Annotated in this window: 12 protein-coding genes and 2 tRNA genes; 6 read left to right on the top strand and 8 right to left on the bottom strand. The window is 71.0% G+C overall.

The window, feature by feature from the left end; genetic code table 11:
• Nucleotides 1-58: 58 nt before the first annotated feature.
• Nucleotides 59-1,708 (top strand): long-chain fatty acid--CoA ligase, encoded by a 1,650-nt coding sequence (locus OG306_RS19630; RefSeq protein ID WP_266747402.1) that lies wholly within the window; start codon nucleotides 59-61, stop codon nucleotides 1,706-1,708.
• 87 nt (nucleotides 1,709-1,795) lie between these two features.
• Here OG306_RS19630 and OG306_RS19635 read toward each other — a convergent pair whose 3' ends face one another.
• Both OG306_RS19635 and OG306_RS19640 read right to left on the bottom strand, forming a co-directional pair.
• Nucleotides 1,796-5,848 (bottom strand): PAS domain-containing protein, encoded by a 4,053-nt coding sequence (locus OG306_RS19635; protein WP_266906040.1) that lies wholly within the window; start codon nucleotides 5,846-5,848, stop codon nucleotides 1,796-1,798.
• Between the two features lie 181 nt (nucleotides 5,849-6,029).
• Nucleotides 6,030-6,488, bottom strand: coding sequence for an SSI family serine proteinase inhibitor (locus tag OG306_RS19640; protein WP_266747404.1), 459 nt, complete (start codon nucleotides 6,486-6,488; stop codon nucleotides 6,030-6,032).
• Between the two features lie 198 nt (nucleotides 6,489-6,686).
• Here OG306_RS19640 and OG306_RS19645 point away from each other — a divergent pair.
• Nucleotides 6,687-6,777 (top strand) — tRNA-Ser (locus OG306_RS19645).
• 207 nt (nucleotides 6,778-6,984) lie between these two features.
• Nucleotides 6,985-7,057: transfer RNA gene (locus OG306_RS19650), tRNA-Arg, on the top strand.
• 269 nt (nucleotides 7,058-7,326) lie between these two features.
• Here OG306_RS19650 and OG306_RS19655 read toward each other — a convergent pair.
• The 4 genes from OG306_RS19655 to sigJ form a co-directional block, all read right to left on the bottom strand.
• Nucleotides 7,327-7,773 (bottom strand): DUF6174 domain-containing protein, encoded by a 447-nt coding sequence (locus tag OG306_RS19655; protein WP_266747405.1) that lies wholly within the window; start codon nucleotides 7,771-7,773, stop codon nucleotides 7,327-7,329.
• A gap of 75 nt (nucleotides 7,774-7,848) precedes the next feature.
• The gene (locus tag OG306_RS19660) at nucleotides 7,849-8,004 is read right to left on the bottom strand and encodes a hypothetical protein (RefSeq protein WP_266747406.1); all 156 of its coding nucleotides are present in this window, start codon (nucleotides 8,002-8,004) and stop codon (nucleotides 7,849-7,851) included.
• Nucleotides 8,005-8,446: 442 nt separating this feature from the next.
• Complete coding sequence (locus OG306_RS19665) at nucleotides 8,447-9,643, bottom strand: NAD(P)/FAD-dependent oxidoreductase (protein ID WP_266747407.1); 1,197 nt, start codon at nucleotides 9,641-9,643, stop codon at nucleotides 8,447-8,449.
• A 93-nt stretch (nucleotides 9,644-9,736) separates the two neighbouring features.
• Nucleotides 9,737-10,681 (bottom strand): RNA polymerase sigma factor SigJ, encoded by a 945-nt coding sequence (gene sigJ / locus OG306_RS19670; RefSeq protein WP_266747408.1) that lies wholly within the window; start codon nucleotides 10,679-10,681, stop codon nucleotides 9,737-9,739.
• A 311-nt stretch (nucleotides 10,682-10,992) separates the two neighbouring features.
• Between sigJ and OG306_RS19675 the strand changes: the two genes are divergently transcribed.
• Nucleotides 10,993-11,874 (top strand): DUF2797 domain-containing protein, encoded by an 882-nt coding sequence (locus OG306_RS19675; RefSeq protein WP_266752314.1) that lies wholly within the window; start codon nucleotides 10,993-10,995, stop codon nucleotides 11,872-11,874.
• A 62-nt stretch (nucleotides 11,875-11,936) separates the two neighbouring features.
• Nucleotides 11,937-12,815 carry an amidohydrolase family protein gene (locus OG306_RS19680; protein ID WP_266747409.1) on the top strand — a complete coding sequence of 293 codons (879 nt, stop codon included), beginning with the start codon at nucleotides 11,937-11,939 and terminating at the stop codon, nucleotides 12,813-12,815.
• 64 nt (nucleotides 12,816-12,879) lie between these two features.
• Here OG306_RS19680 and OG306_RS19685 read toward each other — a convergent pair whose 3' ends face one another.
• Nucleotides 12,880-13,938 carry a MarR family transcriptional regulator gene (locus OG306_RS19685; protein WP_266747410.1) on the bottom strand — a complete coding sequence of 353 codons (1,059 nt, stop codon included), beginning with the start codon at nucleotides 13,936-13,938 and terminating at the stop codon, nucleotides 12,880-12,882.
• A gap of 580 nt (nucleotides 13,939-14,518) precedes the next feature.
• Between OG306_RS19685 and OG306_RS19690 the strand changes: the two genes are divergently transcribed.
• The gene (locus OG306_RS19690) at nucleotides 14,519-15,256 is read left to right on the top strand and encodes a response regulator transcription factor (RefSeq protein WP_266747411.1); all 738 of its coding nucleotides are present in this window, start codon (nucleotides 14,519-14,521) and stop codon (nucleotides 15,254-15,256) included.
• Between the two features lie 147 nt (nucleotides 15,257-15,403).
• Here OG306_RS19690 and OG306_RS19695 read toward each other — a convergent pair whose 3' ends face one another.
• A complete protein-coding gene (locus OG306_RS19695; RefSeq protein WP_266747412.1) occupies nucleotides 15,404-16,261 on the bottom strand; it encodes an endonuclease/exonuclease/phosphatase family protein in 858 nt (285 codons plus the stop codon).
• Between the last annotated feature and the right edge of the window lie 77 nt (nucleotides 16,262-16,338).

Here is a 16,338-nt window from a genome sequence, read left to right on the forward strand (position 1 = left end):
GTATGTGAGCAGAATCAGCGGAACCTTACTGCCGCGTAGCGCCCACCGGGAGGACGCCGTGCTGAGCACCATGCAGGACGTACCGCTGACTGTCACCCGCATCCTCCGACACGGGATGACCCTTCACGGGAAGTCGCAGGTCACGACCTGGACCGGCGAGCCCGAGCCGCAGCGGCGCAGCTTCGCCGAGATCGGCCGACGGGCCACCCAGCTGGCGAACGCGCTGCGCGACGAGCTCGGTGTCGACGGCGACCAGCGTGTAAGCACCCTCATGTGGAACAACGCCGAACACGTCGAGGCGTATCTCGCGATCCCCTCGATGGGCGCCGTCCTGCACACCCTCAACCTCCGGCTCCCCGCCGAGCAGCTGATCTGGATCGTCGAGCACGCCGACGACAAGGTCGTCATAGTCAACGGCTCCCTGCTACCGCTGCTCGCGCCGCTCCTTCCCCATCTGACGTCGATCGAGCACGTGATCGTCACGGGGCCGGGCGACCGTTCCGTCCTGGACGGCGCGGCGCCCCGGGTGCATGAGTACGAGGAGCTGATCGCCGGCCGCCCGACCAGCTACGACTGGCCCGAGCTCGACGAACGCCAGGCCGCCGCCATGTGCTACACCTCCGGCACCACCGGCGACCCCAAGGGCGTTGTCTACTCCCACCGCTCCATCTACCTGCACTCCATGCAGGTCAACTCGGCGGAGTCGATGGGGCTGACCGGCAAGGACACCACGCTGGTGGTCGTCCCCCAGTTCCATGTGAACGCCTGGGGGCTGCCGCACGCGACGTTCATGGCCGGCGTCAACATGCTCATGCCGGACCGGTTCCTGCAGCCCGCCCCGCTCGCCGACATGATCGAGCGCGAGAGGCCGACCCACGCCGCGGCCGTCCCCACCATCTGGCAGGGGCTGCTCGCCGAGGTCATCGCCAACCCGCGCGACCTCACTTCCATGGCCCGCGTCACCATCGGCGGCGCCGCCTGCCCGCCGTCTCTCATGGAGGCGTACGACAAGCTCGGCGTCCGGCTCTGCCACGCCTGGGGCATGACGGAGACGTCACCGCTCGGCACCATGGCCAACCCGCCCGCCGGGCTGGCCGAGGAAGAGGAGTGGCCCTACCGCATCACCCAGGGCCGCTTCCCGGCCGGCGTCGAGGCACGCCTGGCCGGCCCCGGCGGCGAGCTGCTGCCGTGGGACAACGAGTCGGCCGGTGAGCTGGAGGTACGCGGCCCCTGGATCGCCGGGGCCTACTACGGGGGCGCGGACGGCGAGGACCTGCGCCCCGAGGACAAGTTCAGCGAGGACGGCTGGCTGAAGACCGGTGACGTCGGTGTGATCAGCGACGACGGCTTCCTCACCCTGACCGACCGGGCCAAGGACGTCATCAAGTCCGGCGGCGAATGGATCTCCAGTGTCGAGTTGGAGAATGCGCTCATGGCGCACCCGGACGTGGCCGAGGCTGCGGTCGTCGCCGTCCCGGACGAGAGGTGGGGCGAGCGCCCGCTCGCCACGGTCGTGCTCAAGGACGGCGCCGCCGCCGATTACGAGGCGCTGAAGAGGTTCCTCGCCGAGTCCGGCATCGCCAAGTGGCAGCTGCCGGAGCGCTGGACGGTCATTCCGGCGGTGCCGAAGACGAGCGTCGGCAAGTTCGACAAGAAGGTGATCCGCAGACAGTACGCGGAGGGCGGGCTGGACATCACCCGGCTCTGACCGGGCCCGGGCCCGGACGGGGTGTACGACGAGGGCGGTACGGAAGAACCCGTACCGCCCTCGTCGTGATCCCCGGCTGACCGCCGGTCAGTTCGTGCCGATCTTCGCGAGCAGGTCGACGATGCGCGACTGCACCTCGTCGCTCGTGGAACGTTCGGCCAGGAAGAGTACGGTCTCGCCCGAGCCGAGCTTCGGCAGCTCGGACCCGGTCATGTCGGCGGAGGTGTAGACGACCAGCGGGGTGCGGTTCAACTGGCCGTTGGCGCGCAGCCAGTCGACGATCCCGGCCCGGCGACGGCGTACCTGCATCAGGTCCATCACCACCAGGTTGGGCCGCATCCGGGTGGCGAGCGTCACCGCCTCGTTGTCGGTGGAGGCCCGCGCGACCTGCATGCCGCGCCGCTCCAACGTGTCCGTCAGCGCCAGCGCGATCTCCTCGTGCTCCTCGATCAACAGGACCCGCGGCGGATGCTGTTCGCTGTCGCGCGGGGCGAGCGCCTTGAGGAGTACGGCCGGGTCGGCACCGTACGCCGCCTCCCGCGTCGCCTGCCCCAGACCGGCCGTCACCAGGACCGGGACCTCGGCGGCCACGGCGGCCTGACGCAGTGACTGCAGCGCCTTGCGGGTGATGGGACCGGTGAGCGGGTCGACGAAGAGCGCGGCGGGGAACGCCGCGATCTGGGCGTCGACCTCCTCGCGGGAATGCACGATCACCGGCCGGTAGCCGCGGTCGCTCAGCGCCTGCTGGGTGGAGACATCGGGCGCGGGCCAGACGAGCAGCCGGCGCGGGTTGTCCAGCGGCTCCGGGGGCAGCTCGTCGTCGACCGGCTGCGGCGACGGACGATTGGCGACCTCGACCGCGCCACCCGGACCGTCCAGCGGCTCCGGCCCCTCGGCGCCCTCGTCGGGTGCCCCTATGGCATACGCGCGTCCCTCGGCCTCCGCAGGAGCCGACAGCAGCTGCCCCGAACCCGGGTTCGGGACCTGTACGGCGCCGGACGGAGCGGCCGGCGACGCAGCGGGCTGCGACACGGCCGCCGGGGAAGGAGCGGCCGGGGCCGACGCGGCCTGCGGCAGTGCGGCCTGCGGGGTGTGCTCGTCCTCCGGCGGGGCGGCGAGCTTACGGCGCCGTCCGGCACCGCCGAGCGTCTGGTTCTGCTGGTGCGCGATGTGCTGGGCGAAGGGCACGCCCTGCCCGAGCGTCCGCACGCTGAACGCGCGCCCCTGCGTCGAGTCCGACGAGTCACCGGGCATCGGAGCCTCCGCGGGCAGCGGTTGCCTGCGCGCGTCCGGCACGGGCGCGATGTTCCGGGGACGGCTCTCCGTGACGGGCGTGGTGCCGGTGGTGTTCGTGGTGTGTCCGGCCGTGGGCCACTCCGGATCGCCGCCGGGGTGGCTGTCGGGCCGGTCATCGGTCTGCGCGGGCTGCTGGGCCTGCGCGGTCTGCGGGACCTGCGGGGTCTGCGGGACCTGCGCGGTCTGCGGGACCTGCGGGGGCGCGTCGGCGTGACGTGCCCGGCGCCGCCCGGTCGGTACGGGGTGAGCCTGGGGCGGAGTGTGCTCCTCGTCCGGCGCGATGCGTACGGCGTCGTGGCGTCCGGGCAGCGAGGCGTCCGCGTCGACGGCCGCGGGCGGGATCCGGTCGGCATCCGCGGGCGGCAGAGCGAACGCGGTACGGGGCCCGGCCGGCTCGGCCTGGGCGGACCGCTCCTGGGCGGCCGCCAACGCCCGCCGCGCCCGCCGCCCGGTCGGCTGAGACGCCGATGCGTGCACAGCCCCCTCCCCGCCCGCTGAGAGGTCTTCGCCCTGCGAGAGGCCTTCGGAGGCGGAAGCGGAGGCGAAAGCGGAATCGGAGGAGACAGCGGAAGCGGAAGCGGGAGCCGGCAGAGCCAACTGGTTCTCGCCGCCCTGGTGCGCCCGGTGGCCACCCGCCGGCACCGGAACACCCTGCGGCGGCACCGTCCGGCCACGCTGCGGACGGCCACCGCCACCCTGCGCGCCCTCGGCCGCCGTCACCACCGCCCCTTCGGACGGCGCGGAGGCGGCCGGAGGCAGCGCCAACGCCTGCCCCGTCCCGGCCCCCTGCTGCTCGTCAGCGGGCTCCCCGGGCCGCCGGCCCTGCTCGGGCAGCTGAGCCGGAAGCGCGTGCTGAGTACCGGTCTCGGCCGGGCTCGGCCGCCCCCGCCTGCGCCCCGATCCCTCGCCCTGCTGGACGGGAATCATGTCGTGCGCGCCCGGTGTCTCCTGAGCCGCGGGTTCACGACGCGCCCGGCGCCGCCCCGTCGGCTCGGCTGCCGCGGTATCACCGGAACCGGAACCGGAACCGGACTCGCCGCCCGCCCCGGAACCACCCACAGGGCTCTCCAGGAACGCGTCCGTGGAGGCCCGCCGTCCCCGCCGCCGTCCACCGCCCGCCGCACCCTGACCGGCCATCGACTCGGCCCCCGCCTCGGAGCCCGGCTCAGGCGCAGAACCCGCCTCCGGCTCGGGCGCCGGTGGCATCACCGTTCCCGAGCCCTTGCCCAGCGGCACTTCGAGTACGTACGCGCTGCCGCTCATCCCCGGCACCTCGTGCGTCTGGAGCACGCCGCCGTGCGCCCGTACGATCCCGCGCACGATCGGCTCGTGCACCGGGTCTCCCCCGGCGAACGGTCCGCGCACCTCGATCCGTACGACCTCACCGCGCTGCGCCGCCGCGACGACGACCGTCGAGTCGACGTAGCCGCCGCCCGGCACCACGCGGGCCTTGCCGGTCGAGTCGACCCCGGCGACATCCGCGACCAGATGGGCGAGCGCGGTCACCATCCGGGCCGCGTCCACCTCGGCCTCGATCGGCGGCGCGTGCACCGCGAACTGGGCCCGCCCGGGACCGATCAGCTCGACGGCCGCGTCGATACCGGCCGTCACGACCGAGTCGAGCAGCACGTTCGCCTTGACCAGGTCCTCCGAGCCGGCGTCCAGGCGCTGGTAGCCGAGCACGTTGTCGACGAGCGTGGTCATCCGGGCGTAGCCCGCGGCCAGGTGGTGCAGGATCTGGTTGGCCTCCGGCCACAGCTGGCCGGCCGGGTCGGCGGCGAGCGTGGAGAGTTCGCCGCGCAGCTCCTCCAGCGGCCCGCGCAGCGACTCGCCGAGCACGGCGGTGAGCTGGGTGTGCCGGGCGGTCAGCGCGGCCAGCTGTTCGGCCTGCGCTTCCAGCTCGGCGGTGTACCGCTCGGACCGGTCGGCCTGTTCCGCGCTGTGCCGTTCCGTCAGGGCGGTGACCTCGGCGGTGTGGCTCGCGGTCAGTTCGTCGACCTCGGCCCGGTGCTGCTCGGCGAGCTCCTCGTACGGCCGGCGGTCGGTGAACGTCATGACCGCACCGACCAGCTGGTCCCCGTCCCGGACCGGCGCCGTGGTCAGGTCGACCGGCACCTGCGCACCGCTCTTGGACCACAGCACCTGCCCGCGCACCCGGTGCTTGCGGCCGGACCTGAGAGTGTCGGCGAGCGGCGACTCCTCGTACGGGAACGGCTCGCCCTCCGCCCGCGAGTGCAGGATCAGCGGATGCAGGTCCTGGCCGCCCAGGTCGCTGGCGCGGAAGCCGAGGATCTGCGCGGCGGCGGGGTTGACCAGGACGACCCGGCCGTCCGTGTCCGTACCGACGACACCCTCGGCCGCGGCCCGCAGGATCATCTCGGTCTGCCGCTGCGAACGGGCCAGTTCGGCCTCGGTGTCGACGGTGCCCGACAGATCCCGTACGACGAGCATCAGCAGCTCGTCACCCGTATAGCTGCCGCTGTACGTGCTCTGGAAGTCGTTGTACGCGGCCTGCCCGTCCTCCAGGCTGGCGCTGGTGACCTCGACCGGATACTCGGTGCCGTCGGTCCGCCGTGCGGTCATCCGCGTCGGCTTCGTACGGCCCCGGTCGTCGGCGGACTCGGGGCGGCGCATCGACCCCGGGATCAGCGTGGAGTCGAACTCCGGCAGCAGATCGAGGAGCCCGCGCCCGACGAGTGCCGTGCCCGGCGTCTCGAACATTTCCAGCGCGATGGTGTTGGCGTTGACGACCGTGCCGTTGCAGTTGACGAGCAGCAGCCCGTCAGGAAGTGCATCGAGTATGGCTGCGAGGCGAGCAGCGCCTCGGGATGGCCTGCTGCTCACGACGACGCTTCCTCCCTGGTTACCGCACCTTGCCGACAGCGGGCCCCATCTTGCCCCTCGGGCCGCAGGCTGTCACGGAAGGAGTCTAAAGGCAGGGAAGGGGCGTAGGTCGGCGGATGAGGGGGAGCTCTCACCAAGGTTGTGTGCACGGGGTACTGCGGAAAGGCGTACAGACCGCCGCTCATCGGACGCTGGGGAGCACGGGCCGCAGATTGTTCCAGCGCGAGATCTCGCAGCCGTTGCCCCGCGTCAAGACGGTGTCGATGCTCCGCCCGCGCCAGGTCCCGGTGACCCGGGCGGTGGCAGGTCCCCCGAATTGCTGCGTGCACATCGCGTCCCGGGGCACCGGTGCGAACGGGGCCGCGCCCTCGTCCGCCAGCTCGTCCAGCCGGTTGCAGGCCTGCTGCGCCGCCGGGTGGCTGCCACCCGACGGTCCGCACTCCAGCTCGAAGACGCCGTCGGCCGCGGGGTCCCCCGAATCCGAGACCGTCACCGTCAGCCGGGTACGGGCATCGTCCCCATGCAGCAGCGGGAGCGGCAGTGGCAGTGGCAGGGGCCCGGTGGCCGCGGTCGCGGCCGGCACGGCGGCGGACAGCGCGGCGAGGGACACGACGGCGGTGAGGGCGAGACGGCGCAACATGCGGACTCCTGTGTTCGTGCACTTCGACGGGGGCGAACGGCCTCCACCCCCACTAACGCTCCGCACGCCGCGGCGTTGCGCAACCGCAGGCGCTTTGCCCTCGTGCCCGACTGCCTAGTACCGTAGGCACCGGTTGGTGACGCGGCGCTCAGCTGTGTCATCATCTGACACACCACTCGCGCTCGCGCGAGGTGTGCTGGAGGCGTCGCCTAGTCCGGTCTATGGCGCCGCACTGCTAATGCGGTTTGGGTCTTAAAGCCCATCGAGGGTTCAAATCCCTCCGCCTCCGCCCCATCACCGAAGCCCCGTGCCACTGGCACGGGGCTTCGGTCGTATCCGGACCGGGGCGGCGTACGGCGGGCGCCGCCCGGCACCACCAAAACGGAGTGTTTTCGCAGGTCGGAGGTGGTGTGGCTTAAGGATTTCGCGCTACGGCGCAGGTCATGTAATGTTGTTCTCGCAACGCCGACCAGGCAGAAAAGCCCGGAACGCACAAGCACTCGTAGCTTAACGGATAGAGCATCTGACTACGGATCAGAAGGTTGCAGGTTCGAATCCTGCCGAGTGCACACAGTTCAGAAGCCCCTCGGGATCATCCCGAGGGGCTTCTGACATCAACGGGTGACATCAACGTCGTTTGCGGCTGCCGTTCGTTGTTCCGGCCATTCGCCTACATCGGCCGCGCCGACGACGTCATAGGGGCATCCGCCTACAAGATCTCGCCGTTCGATCCGCGGCACTAGTAGGGCTTGGTCAGGTCGGTGCGAGTGCTGGTACGTCGCGGTGACAGGTGGGGCAGGCGCCGGTCCCCGCGGTAGACGGCAGTTTGCCGCGCCAGTCAGGGGAGCTCGCGGTATTCGGTGATGAGGTAGTCGGCCTCGTCATCGATGGCATTCTCCAGCCAGTCGATGTGAATCTCAGTGGGGTGTCCATCTGCGGCAAATACCGTCTCCGCGACTTCAGCCTGGCCTGCACGGGCCTTCTGGACATCAGTGAGGAGACCGCCAAGCGTCGGGACATCCTGCGGATTCTCCTCGACCGTGCGCCGGGCCGGCTCGTCGAGGCCGATCGCTTTGACGACCTTCCCGTTTCCCACGGTGATCCGGTACTCCCCAAGGCCGCTCCGCTCTCCGGACTCGGAGAGAAGCCGGAAGGAATACCGATGCGGTTCGGACCATCGGGCTGCCTTTGCCTGGCCACCGCCTCCGGCGGTGGCCGGTGTGGACCCTGCGTCGCAGCCGACCACGGCGAGGGCAAGCGCAGCGGATGCGACGAGCAGGTACATGCCGGATTTCGTCACGGTTAGGCCTTTCAGCAGCTCAATTGCCCCTTCGACGGCATCGCGATTGATTCGGTTCCCCTAGCCAGTCTCCTCGTTAACGTCCTCGAGTCCCCGTGCGTCGTCCATGCGCTCGGCAGCCGCGCGCAGGGTTGTCTGCATCACGTGGGCGTAAGTGTCCAGCGTCATGGTGATCGTGCTGTGGCCGAGGGTTTCCACGATCGTGCGGGCGTCCACACCCTGGGCGAGCAGCGACTGACATCAGCACCTGACATCAACGTCGGTGCACGCAGGGATACACCGGCGTACAGGTGCATCATGGTCAACGGGTCCAGTTAGCCGTGACAGACCGAATGATCCGTGTGCGCACCCGCCTACGGATCAGAAGGTTGCAGGTTCGAATCCTGCCGAGTGCACAGCAGACGAGAGGCCCCCAGGAGAAATCCCGGGGGCCTCTCGCTTTTGCGTTGACGGCAGTCTTGACGGGCCGTGGAGCAGAAGCGGGTCGAGGCCGGGCGGCCGGGGCGAGCGCCCTGTTCGAATCGGCGAGCCGGAATTCGTGGTGATCCTTCGCGAGTGCCGGCCGCCCCGTTGCCGGGGCGGCCGGCCTGCGTGCCTTCACCCACCTGTTCGGGCCGGGGCCCGAGTTGTCGTTCATGCACGCAGAAGCCCGGCAGGGTCAGGCCGACGCCTTGACGGCCGAGGCCGCCCGGGCCCGCTTCTGCACGACGCGGCGGCGCCGGGTCGGCATCCCGAACGTCGGGTTGGCGACGCCCCAGGCCGCGCCTTTGCAGACCAGCTCCTTGTAGACGGCGGCGAGCCGTCCGGTCAGGGCCGCCCGGACGGCGCGGTCGTCGGCGGTGACGTACTGGATCACGCCTTCCTTGCGGCCCAGTGAGATGCACTGGTTGAAGTAGCGGAGCGGCGTGTTCGGGAGCTTTCCGCCGGTCAGGCGTGCCGCGATGGCGTCGGCGGCCTGCCACGCGGTGGGGCCGCCCGAGGCGCACGACATCCGCAGCGGCTTGTCGCCGGGGCCCATCACCATGGCCGCGTCGCCGATGGCGTACACGTCCGGGTGCGAGACCGAGCGCATGGTCCCGTCGACCACGATCTGGCCTGTGCCGGTGACCTCCAGAGCGGTGGCCTTCGCGATCGGGTGGACCGCGAAGCCGGTGGTCCACACGGTGACCGCGGCCGGGACGGACGTGCCGTCGGCGGTGGCGACGCGGTCGGCCTCCACGCCGGTGACGGCGGTGTGCTCGTGCACGGTGACGCCGAGCTTGTCGAAGACCTTCCGCAGGTGTCGGCGGCCCTTGGGCGAGAGCCAGTCGCCGAGCCCGCCGCGGGCGACGAGGGCGACGTCGAGGTCCGGGCGGGCCTCGGCGATCTCGGTCGCGGCCTCCAGGCCGGTGAGGCCGCCGCCGACGACGACCACGGACTGTCCGGCGTCCAGGCCGGCCAGACGCTCGCGCAGCCGGAGCGCTCCGGGGCGGCCGGCGATCTCGTGGGCGTGCTCGGCGGTGCCGGGGACGCCTTGGGTGTTCCAGCCGCTGCCGAGGGCGTACACGAGGCTGTCGTACTCCAGCTCCTCGGTGCCGTTCGCGTCGAGGGCGGTGACGGTCCTGCGGTCGACGTCGACGCCGGTGACCTCTCCGAGCTTCAGTTCGACGCCGGTGCCTGCGAACATCTCGCTGAAGGGCCGGGGTTCGAGGTCCTGGCCGACCGCCAGCTGGTGCATCCGGACGCGCTCGACGAAGTCGGGCTCGGCGTTGACGAGGGTGATGGCGACGTCCTCGCGGCGCAGCCGCTTGGCAAGGCGCCCGGCGGCGAAGGCTCCGGCGTATCCGGCTCCGATGACGATGATGCGGTGCTGCATTTCCTGGCTCCTGTCTCGCGCGGGTTCGCCCCTTGAACCGGGCAGCCCGCCGTTTCCTGACAGGAACGGGATGTGAAGCACCTCACATCGGCGTCAGAAGGCGTGGAACAGAGGTTCCCCGTGGTCGGTGGCCGCCCACCGCCGGGTCGCCCGTTCGAGCTTGTCGGGGTTGACCTGGTTGCGGAACGCGGCGATGCCCTCGGCGGTGACCTCCAGGCACATGATGCCGATGACCCGGCCGTCGACGACCGCCACGACGGCGGGGGCGCCGTTGGCGGTCGTGGCGTAGACCTCGGGGGAGCCGCCGGCGATGGCGCGCTTGGCCTTGCCGGGTTTGAACAGGCCCCGCATGAACTTCGCGACCGCCAGGGCGCCCTCGAACGCCTTGGCACGGGCCGGGACCTTCCCGCCGCCGTCGCCGATCGAGAGGGCGTCCTCGGTGAGCAGCCGCACGAGCGGCTCGGTCCGGCCGCTGGTGGCGGCCGCGAGGAACTCCTCGACGATCCGCCGGGCGGCGGCCTCGTCGATCTCGGTACGGGCCCTGCCGTCCACGACGTGCTTCTTGGCGCGGTGGAAGATCTGCTGGCTGGCGGCCTCGGTGATGTCGAGGATCTCAGCGATCTTCCGGTGCGGGTAGTCGAAGGCCTCCCGCAGCACGTACACCACCCGCTCGTTGGGGGAGAGGCGCTCCATGAGGGCGAGGACCGCGTACGAGACCGATTCGCGCTGCTCGGCGGTGTCGGCCGGGCCGAGCATCGGGTCCCCGGCGAGCAGCGGCTCTGGCAGCCACTGGCCCACATAGGTCTCGCGCCGGGCGCGGGCCGAGGTGAGCTGGTTGAGACACAGGTTGGTGAGGACCTTCGTCAGCCAGGCCTCGGGGACCTCGATGCGGTCGACGTCGGCGGCCTGCCAGCGCAGAAACGTGTCCTGCACGGCGTCCTCGGCATCGCTCGCGGAGCCGAGGAGGCGGTAGGCGATGGCCTCCAGGCGGGGCATGGAGGCCTCGAACCGGTCCATGTGGTTCGTGGTCAGAGCCATGGCCCGGATCCTAGCCTTCACGGCGCGCGGCGGACCTTGGGCTGCGGCCCTGCGCCGCACGACCGGTGCTGTTCGACTTGCCGGACGCAGTGGATCGCGGTGACCGGATCGAACGCTTCATCCGTCCGCTACCGTTTCTCCGGGGCCTTGCAACGGCCTTGATGGCCGTACGGATCAGATGGTCGCAGCCTCGAATCCTGCCGAACGCACAGTGGCAAGAGGCCCCTCGGATTCGCCATCCGCCGTTGTCCGGGGGCCTCTTGGCTTTTCCCCCGCAGGTATCGGAATCCGGGAGTTCACACATGGGGTGCATGGGGTGGCAGTGCACCGGGCTGCGGTGGCCGGATGCGCAGGGGGTGCCCGTGCTGGGGTGGCGGCGGGGCGGGGTCGTGCGGGTGAGTGCGCCGGCGTACGGGACGGAGCTCGGGTTCCGGGCCGTCGGGCGGCGGCACTGTGTCGGGGCGCGCGGGAACGCGTGTCCGGTGGCGGCCGTGGTGGCGGGGCGGAGCACGGGGGCGCGGTGCCCGGAGTGTGCGCGGCTGGACCGGGCGCATTCGGTGGCCGCCGACACGATCGCCGACGACCCCCGGACGTACCGCGTATATCTCGCCTGGTTCGGGCCGGGGATGGTGAAGGTCGGGATCACCGCCGAGGAGCGGGAGGCGGCGCGGTTGCGGGAGCAGGGGGCCGTCGTGTTCAGCTGGCTGGGACGGGGGCCGTTGATGGCGGCGCGGCGGACCGAGGAGCTGCTGCGGTCGGCGCTCGGGGTGCCGGACCGGATTCCGTACGCCAGGAAGCGGGCCGTGCGCGCGGTGCTGCCGGGGGCGGCGGAGCGGCGTGCCGAGGTGGCGGAGCTCTACGCGCGGGCTGCGGCGCTGGAGGGGGCCGGGTGGCCGGAGTCGTTGGAGCGGTTGCCGTTCGAGGCGGTCGATCACGCCGGGGTGTTCGGGCTGGACGGCGCCGTCGAGGTGGCGTGGGCGGTCACCGAGTTGGTGGACGGGGGTGCGGTCGCGGGGCGGCTGGTGGCGGCGGCCGGGCCCGATCTGCATCTGGAGACGGTGACGCACGGGGTCGTGGTGCTGGACACCCGGCTGATGACCGGCTGGGAACTGGAGGGCGCCGACGCGCGGGCCGGGGTGGGGGTGCCGGTGGTCGGCATCGGGGCCGGTGGCGTACAGGGCGGGCTGTTCTGAGATCGTCGGAACCGTTCGGGGGGAGTCGGAAACCGTCCGGACGGAGAGAGAGGGGGCGCGGAATGAGTGGTGACGCCGACGACGTCGTGCGGTTCCGGGAACGGCTGGGGCTGCCCGGGATCATCGATGTCCACACGCACTTCATGCCGGAACGGGTGCTGCGCAAAGTCTGGGCGTATTTCGACTCCGCGGGCCCGCTGACCGGGATGGAGTGGCCGATCGAGTACCGGCACGACGAGGACGAACGCCTCGCGCTGCTGCGCTCGTTCGGTGTGCTCCGGTTCACGTCGATGCTCTACCCGCACAAGGCCGGGATGGCGGCCTGGCTGAACGGCTGGGCGGCCGACTTCGCGCACCGGGTGCCGGACTGTCTGCACACCGCGACCTTCTTCCCGGAGGAGGGCGTGGAGCGGTACGTGCGCGAGGCCGTGGAGGCGGGGGCGCGGGTCTTCAAGTCGCACGTCCAGGTGGGCGCGTACGACGCCAACGACCCGCTGCTGGAGCCGGTGTGGGGGCTGCTCGCGGAGGCCGGGGTGCCGGTGGTGATGCACTGCGGCTCGGGGCCGGCGCCCGGCAAGCACACGGGGCCCGAACCGGTCGGCCGGCTGCTCGCCCGGCATCCGCGGCTGCGGCTGATCGTGGCGCACATGGGGATGCCGGAGTACGCGGAGTTCCTGGCGCTGGCGGAGACGTACCCGGAGGTACGGCTCGATACGACGATGGCCTTCACGGACTTCACGGAGGACTTCATGCCGTTTCCGGTGGCCGAGCGGGGGCGGCTCGCGGCGCTCGGGGACCGGATTCTGCTGGGCACGGACTTTCCGAACATTCCGTATCCGTATGCGCATCAGCTGCACGCCCTGGAACGGCTGGAGTTGGGGGACGACTGGCTGCGCGCGGTCTGCCACGGGAACGCGAGCGCGTTGTTCGCCGTGGACTGACGGTCGGTGGAGGGCCCCCTCCCTGCCCTGCCACCCACGCCCCATGAGTAGCTGAATCGTGGGCTCAGGGGGCTTTGAGCAGGCTGCGGAGGTTGCTCATGTGGGCCTGGATGTTGCGTTCGATGGCGGGTTCGATGGGGGCGGCTGCTGTGCCGTGAGTGGCCTGGCGGCAGGGGAGACAGAGTCCGTCAGGGAGAGCTTCCGGGCGGCCGGGGGCACCGCATTCGGTGCATTCCACCATCAGGCGGCGTTCGGGGGCACCCGGTGCGGCCGGGGCAGGGGCGGCGGGCAGGCTCGGCGGGATCTTGTCGAGGAGACGGCGGCGGACAAAGCCGACGGGTGAGCCGACCGCTGCGGGGAGTCCGGACGTCAGAGCGTGGATGAGGTAATCGGTGTTCACACCACGTGCGAGCCATGCGGCGGCCAGCTCTTCCAACACCGAGCAGTCTGCGGCGGACAGCGCCAGGCGGGGTTCGGTGCGGCCCAGTTGGGCCAGGGCCAGGTACGCGGGCGAGAGGCAGTGGGGATACGGGATGGGCCGTGGGGGCACGGCCGGTACGCGGACCGGTTCCGCTGCGGGCTGCGGCGGTGCGACCGGCTCAGGAGCCGGCAGCGGGGCGTCGGCAGCGATTGTCCCGGCGGGCAGGGGCGCGGGCGGATCCGCGGGAACCCAAGGCGGCGGGGCGACGGTTGTGGTCGACGCCGCTTCCGGGACGGCCTTGCTGTCCTCGGCCGCCAGGAAGGCAGCCCACCACTCGTTGTCCCGGGCGGTACGCGACCAGAAGGTCCGGAACACCCAGCGGACCTGCTCCCCCTCACCGGCCGGGCGCCGGACGCGACGCAGATGTCCAGCCACCGACAGCGCGGTCAGAGCGGAGCCGACGGCCTGCTGCCCGTACCGCGGGAGATCCTTCGCCAGCGATTTCACGTTCATCGCCGCACCGTCGGGGAGGTGGTCGACGTACCTGGCGATGTAACGCTCCCGCTCCGGCAGCAGCATGAAGTCGTCGCGGCGGGGACTTTGGTCCGGCACCGACCGTTTGCCGTAACCGGGCTTGGCCATCGGGTACGGGCGCGAGGATGCGGGCGCGCACAGGGCAGGGCTAAGGTTCTGGGTAGCCACGAGATCGCTCTTTTCGATCTTTGGGTGAGACCCCGGCCCGGTGCGTTGAACACCGTGTCGGGGTCGTTTCGTTGGGGGCACCGTAAGCAGCGGCGACTCAGCGCCGCAAGCCGGTCACGGATAGTCGTACTTGCTGGCCGTGACGGGTCGGGGAGGGTGGGGAGGTTTTCCCAACCTCCTTTGTTTCCCTACCGGTTACCGAAGAAGCTCGAACCTCGGAGCTCGTGTCCCGACGCCCGGGTCCCGAAGCTCAAGACTCGGGCCCAGCCCCCTCTTCGTACCCACGAAAGAGTGAATCAGCCGGTCCCGAGGCTCGGATCCCGAAGCTCGGATCCCGGGGTCCGGCTCCCGAATCCCGAAGCTTGGGCCGCGGGGAGTCCGCGAGCGCACGTGATCACGACCCGTCGAATTCGGTGTCCGCGGCCCACGCCCAGCGGTCCCGTCGCAGACTGCGGGCCTCAGCGGCCTCGGGGTCAGTGCAGGCCGACGACGCATGGAAGCGACAGGAGAGCCGCTTTTCTCAGGGAATTCACAGAATCGGGAAAGGGCCCTCTCAGAGGAGCCTCACAGGGTGGGAGCCATGACGACGACCTCGCCCCAGGGGCGTACCGAACTGCTGAGTGCGGACCGCACCCCGGTCCGTGTGCTGGTGGTGGACGACGAGGCTCCGCTCGCCGAGCTGCTCTCCATGGCCCTGCGTTACGAGGGCTGGGAGGTGCGCAGCGCCGGGGACGGGGCCGGTGCCGTACGGATGGCGCGTGACTTCCGGCCCGACGTGGTGATCCTCGATGTGATGCTGCCCGGCACGGACGGGTTCGCCGTGCTCGGTAGGCTGCGGCGGGAGCTGTCCGAGGTCCCCGTGCTGTTCCTGACCGCGCGCGACGCGGTGGAGGACCGGATCGCGGGGCTCACGGCGGGCGGCGACGACTACGTCACCAAGCCGTTCAGCCTGGAGGAGGTCGTGGCGCGGCTGCGCGGGCTGATCCGGCGCTCCGGTACGGCGACCGTACACAGCGAGTCGACGCTCGTCGTCGGCGATCTGGCGCTGGACGAGGACAGCCACGAGGTCAGCCGGGGCGGTACGTCCATCCACCTCACCGCGACCGAGTTCGAGTTGCTGCGCTTCCTGATGCGCAATCCGCGGCGGGTGCTGAGCAAGGCGCAGATCCTCGACCGGGTGTGGAACTACGACTTCGGCGGGCAGGCGAACGTGGTCGAGCTGTACATCTCCTACCTGCGTAAGAAGATCGACGCCGGACGGACGCCGATGATCCACACCCGGCGCGGGGCGGGGTATCTCATCAAGCCCGGTGAGTAGGCGCGTGTACCGGCGGCGGCGGGGGCCGTGGACGCTACGGACCCGGATCGTGGTCTCGAAGGTGACGCCGATCGTCGCCGGCGGCGCCACCTTCTGCGACCTGTCCCGCCCGAAGAGCGACGGGTGGACGAGTAGTTGGGCAACGGTTCAGCGCCGCAGCAGCAGATCCGCGACAACCGGGCGGTGGTCCGAGGCGAGCGTCTCGGCCACCGCCGCGTCGCGTACCCGTACGGAATCCTTCGACACCGCCACGTAATCGATCCGCTGCACCGGATCCTGCGCCGGGTACGTCGGCCCACCGGGCTCGACGTCCGTCAGTTCCTTCCACAGCGGGGCGAGTTCGGGAGCGGCCGGTGCCGCGTTGAAGTCGCCGAGCAGGATCTGCCGCACCTTCTGCCGCCCCGGTGCCTCGTCCTCGGCCATGACCCGGCGGGTGTCGGCGACCTGGGCGGTCCGTACGGACGGGTCGCCGCGGTAGTCGAGGTGCGTCACATACACATGCACGGGCAGCCCCTTCACCCGCAGGACCACCTCGCCGAAGCCGGGCGCGGGGGCCGGAACCGGGTTCGGGTCCTGGGTGGAGAGCCGGGTGATCTCGTGGTTCTCGGCGCTCACGATCCGGTACCTGGACAGCACCGCGACACCGAACTCACGCCGGGGCGCACCCGGAGTATCGGGGTCGAGGCTGTAGATCGGGGCGAACGAGACCTGCATGTGCAGCCGCTCGGCCAGCTCGGCCGCCAGATCGCGCCACTCGCTGCGGGTGCCCCAGTGGACGTCGACCTCCTGGAGCCCGATCACATCGGCGTCCAGTGAGCGGAGCTCGGCGGTCTGCCGGTCGAGATCGAAGACATTGTCCATGCCGGCGCCCGCATGGATGTTGTACGTGGCCACGCGCAGCGACACCTCGTGCCCCTGCCCGGTAGCCGACGCGGGAGGCGCGAGGGCGACCCCCAACAGGCCCGCTGCGATGAGCACTTCCACCGTACGACGACGCAGTGTCATACCACTCCATCCCTTGTCGGATCAGCGGCGAGCACCGTACCGCGCGAAAACGAGTTGTACACCGTACAAGGCTGGCC

The sequence above is a fragment of the Streptomyces sp. NBC_01241 genome (assembly GCF_041435435.1).
Taxonomy (GTDB): Bacteria; Actinomycetota; Actinomycetes; order Streptomycetales; family Streptomycetaceae; genus Streptomyces.